Source organism: Vibrio sp. 10N.222.48.A3, from assembly GCF_041475345.1.
Taxonomy (GTDB): Bacteria; Pseudomonadota; Gammaproteobacteria; order Enterobacterales; family Vibrionaceae; genus Vibrio; species Vibrio tasmaniensis_A.
In genome coordinates this window covers 1-3550 of the sequence record NZ_JBFRVX010000490.1, presented here as the reverse complement: position 1 = coordinate 3550, position 3550 = coordinate 1, and the positions used below count along the sequence as shown (strand labels likewise).

Annotated in this window: 2 protein-coding genes and 1 pseudogene; 2 read left to right on the top strand and 1 reads right to left on the bottom strand. The window is 46.1% G+C overall.

Going from position 1 to position 3550, the window contains the following annotated elements; all coding sequences use genetic code 11:
* Together AB4653_RS14525 and AB4653_RS14520 are read left to right on the top strand one after the other, a co-directional pair.
* A pseudogene (locus AB4653_RS14525) lies at window positions 1–306 on the top strand (ATP-dependent helicase); the annotation flags it as partial.
* Window positions 307–442: 136 nt separating this feature from the next.
* Window positions 443–1063: a LysE family translocator gene (locus AB4653_RS14520; RefSeq protein ID WP_004731394.1), complete on the top strand. Its 621-nt coding sequence runs from the start codon at window positions 443–445 to the stop codon at window positions 1061–1063.
* Window positions 1064–1327: 264 nt separating this feature from the next.
* Here the strand turns inward: AB4653_RS14520 and AB4653_RS14515 are convergent, their stop codons facing one another.
* Window positions 1328–3355, bottom strand: coding sequence for a PhoX family phosphatase (locus AB4653_RS14515; RefSeq protein ID WP_102258327.1), 2028 nt, complete (start codon window positions 3353–3355; stop codon window positions 1328–1330).
* Window positions 3356–3550: the final 195 nt, after the last annotated feature.

Below are 3550 nucleotides of genomic sequence, written 5' to 3'. Positions count from 1 at the left end.
TACGTTCACCGTATTGGCCGTACAGGTCGCGCTGGTAAACAAGGTCATGCGATTTCTTTCGTTAACCGCGAAGAAGAGTTGACTGTTGTTCAAGTTGAAACACTGATTCAACAACGTATTCGCCGTGTTGAACAACCGGGTTATGAACCGAAGAAACGTGATGCTTACATCGAGAAGCTGAACACTAAATCGGCGTACAAAAACCGCCAAGGTCGTAAGAACAACGCGAACGAAGAGCCTCAAGATCAAGCAAGCGCAGAACGTCGTTTGACTATGATGAAGCGAATTAAAAACCGTCGTAAGTAAAATTACGGTTGGTAATGGAAAAGAGCCACTGTATTGTGGCTCTTTTTCGTTGTGTCGCTAAATATAAGGTAGCTCCTTAGAAAGACAGCTCAACAAGCTAAACACTTAAATAAAAATAAGTCGATAAGGTAATAATATGGATAGCGCACTACTTTGGGCTTTTATTCCCACATTTTTCTTTGTGTCAATTACGCCCGGTATGTGTATGACCTTGGCGTTGACACTTGGAATGAGTGTTGGATACAAGCGTACATTATGGATGATGATCGGTGAATTGGCTGGTGTTGCGGTGGTTTCTATTGCTGCGGTATTGGGTATTGCATCTATTATGTTGAACTACCCGTGGCTTTTTACAGGCTTTAAATTTGTTGGTGCAGCTTACTTGTTCTATTTAGGCGTTCAGATGTGGCGTTCGAGAGGCAAACTGGCGATCAGCACTGACAACCAAACAACAAAAGTCAGCAATGATTGGGACTTGGTGGTTCAAGGTTTTGTCACTGCAATTGCGAACCCAAAAGGCTGGGCGTTTATGATTTCTCTGCTGCCTCCCTTTATTAACAGCAATAAAGACTTAGCGCCGCAGTTGTTGATTTTGGTGTCGATTATTCTGGTTTCTGAGTTTGTTTGCATGACCTTATACGCGACAGGCGGAAAGAGCTTAAAGCATATGCTGGGCAAAGCCGATAACGTTAAGTTAATGAACCGTATTGCAGGTACGTTGATGATGGGCGTTGGCGTGTGGTTGTTCGTGAGTTAATTGTGATTAACGGTATTGCGATCAACGATAACGATTAGAGATCCCCGACTCAGTCGTTCCTCCTTCTCGAGGATGACGGTGCGTGATTTGGTTTGGGGTGAAGAGCAGTTTGCAAAGTCGCAGATCATTAGTTGAATCAAAGAGCTTATAGAATTTAAAAAAGAGCGATAGGGCATTTGGCCTTATCGCTCTTTTTTGATTTAACTAGCTAGCGAACAGAAACTAGATAACAGTAAGGTTGCTGATCTTAGCTAGATTTGCTTATTAAACCGCGATTTCACCGCCGTCTTCACGACGAATCACAACGGTAGATGCTCTTGGGCGAACATTGCCTTGAGTCTGTGCGGTCGCATCTTCTGACGATGGCCAGTTTGCAGGGTGTTGAATGTTTACAAATAGCGATTTGAAATCAGGGCTGATGGTAAAGCCTGTTACTTCACAACCGTTTGGACCAACAAAGAAGCGTTTAAGTTGTGCTTGGTTGTTTGCATCAATTACCGCGCTGTTGCCGTTGTCACCCGTTAGCTGAGATGGAACAACTGCCAGCATTTGGTCATTGGTGTAGCCAGTGACTTCGTCTGCGCCGTTATCTGTCTGAATCCACAAGATGCCACGAGCATCGAACGCTAAGCCGTCAGGGCTGGCGAACTGGTTCATGTCTGTTAGACCTGAGCGGTTAATAGACTTGTCTTCCACTGCTGGAGAACCGAATACAAAGATATCCCAATCGAATTCGCTCGCAGTTTTGCCTTCATCCCAGCGGATAACATGGCCAAACTTGTTGTTTACGCGAGGGTTCGCTGAGTTCGCTTCTTTGCGCTTGTTGTTATTTGTTAGCGTTAGGTAAACGGTACCTGTCATTGGGTCAACAGAGCACCATTCAGGGCGATCCATTGGCGTTGCACCAACAAGGTCGGCAGCGCCTGCTGTATTGATGATAAGCGCTGCTTGAGAGTCAAATGAATCACCTAGCTTACCGCCGTTTTTAGTCTTGCTGCTCAGAGTCAGTGGTAGCCAAGTACCTGAACCATCATCATTGAACTTAGCCACATACAGTGTGCCTTTGTCCATATACTTGTCACCCGCACTTAGGCGATTGCTCGGCTCTGCATCACGTGGGTCCCATTTCGCTTCAGAAACGAATTTGTACAGGTATTCAAAACGAGAGTCGTGGCCAGAATAGAACACGATAGGCTCACCTTCAGTAAGTTTGCCAAACGTACAACCTTCATGACGGAAACAACCCAATGCTGAACGTTTCTTAGCGCGAGAGTTCGCTGTATATGGGTCGATTTCGACAATGTAGCCGTGACCATGTGCTTCGTTACGGTAGTCATCAATCGGCGAATCAGCGCTTGGTGTTACGTCAAAGCGTGCAAACTCGTCTAAGCGTTGTTGTTTATTGCCTGAAAGCGTGTCCCAACCGTAACGTGTTTTGTCGGTTGCGATACCAATACGTTCTTGTGCTGGCGTTGTCTCGCCTTTGTTAACAAAATAACCCGGCCAGTTTTCTTCACACGTTAGGTAAGTGCCCCATGGCGTGTAGCCATTACCACAGTTGTTCAACGTGCCACGAGCTTGGCTGCCGTCTTGTGAGAATTTGGTTTTGGTAAATTCACTATGAGCAACAGGACCAGATAGATCCATTACGGTCGCGCCCGTGTAGCGGCGGTTAAGTGGATCGTTATCCACCATCACCCACTGGTTGCCATCCAGTTTTACACGAACCACACTCACGCCGTGCGCGTTGATCTCTTTGCGTACTTCATCAAGGCTAGGGCGAGCGCCTTCGTTGTATGTTGGGCCATTAGTGTGCAGTGCTTTTTGGTCGATGTATTCGTGGTTGATCACCAACAAGCCGTCGTTACTGTTGCCATCAAGCGGGAAGAAGTGCATGCCGTCGTGGTGCATGCCCAGTGAGTTCGCTTGATCTTGTGCGTTGTTGGTTCCATCTTTTAACCAAGCCTTGCCTTGCTTGTTCAGTGGGGTACCCCAAGGAACCAATACTTGTGCTGTATAGCCTTTTGGTACAACGACACTGTCTGTTAAAGAGCCTTTAACCGATTCGAAGGCAAGTGTTGCGGTGCTTTTGTGCGCGCCCGTTGCTTGCATTGTCGTAGCGTTAGCCGTGCTGTGACCCGCTAAACCAAATGCGCCAAAGGCGGTCATTGCACTGATGCCAAGACCGCCTTTCAGAACGTTTCTTCTTGAAAGGTTCGCATCTAGAACTTCTTCGAAGGGCTTGTTGTTACTCTTGTTAAAACGAGTGCTATCAAATGTTTCCTTGCTCATCGGGACTGCTTCCTGTTGGCTGACTTTATTATTTGTTATTCACGTGTAACCAAGCTATTTCTAATGAGTTAATAGCTGGTTCAATGTGTGACCAATCGTGAAGCAGTTAAGTGACAGATTTTTATAGTTTTGATTAAGGTTTTGTTTCTGCAGCACGATTTTTCCCGTTAAGCCTCTCGTGCAATACAAAACTCT